The following is a 503-nucleotide window of genomic DNA, read 5'->3' on the forward strand; positions in this document are numbered from 1 at the left end:
TTAATTACTGTGATGGTCATGTGATTTGCTCAACAGCAACAGCGCGTGATACCAACTACTGCTACAATAGGCAGACAACACTTTATATTCCAAATCACACATATTTATTAATAATAAAATATTGAGACTTACTATGAGTTTAAATACGATTCCTGAGATTATCGAAGACATTCGTGCCGGAAAAATGGTCATCTTGATGGATGATGAAGACCGCGAAAACGAAGGCGATATCATCATGGCAGCGACGCATGTTCGCCCTGAAGACATTAATTTTATGATTACCCACGCGCGCGGTTTGGTATGTTTAACGCTATCACAAGCGCGTTGCCAGCAATTGGCACTACCGCTGATGTCAGATCGCAACGAGGCAAAATTTAGCACCAACTTTACGGTGTCGATTGAAGCCGCTGAAGGCGTTACCACTGGTATCTCTGCTGCTGATCGCGCTCGTACCATTCAGGCAGCCGTTTCATCGGCAGCAAAACCTGAAGACATCGTGCAGC

1 protein-coding gene is annotated in these 503 nt (G+C 44.5%); it reads left to right on the plus strand.

What is annotated here, in order from left to right; all coding sequences use genetic code 11:
• Positions 1-133: 133 nt before the first annotated feature.
• Positions 134-503 (plus strand): 3,4-dihydroxy-2-butanone-4-phosphate synthase (locus ACS8FC_RS21260; RefSeq protein WP_439298238.1); only part of this gene is annotated, 370 nt, incomplete at its 3' end.

It is taken from the genome of Psychrobacter sp. 1Y4 (assembly GCF_051847555.1).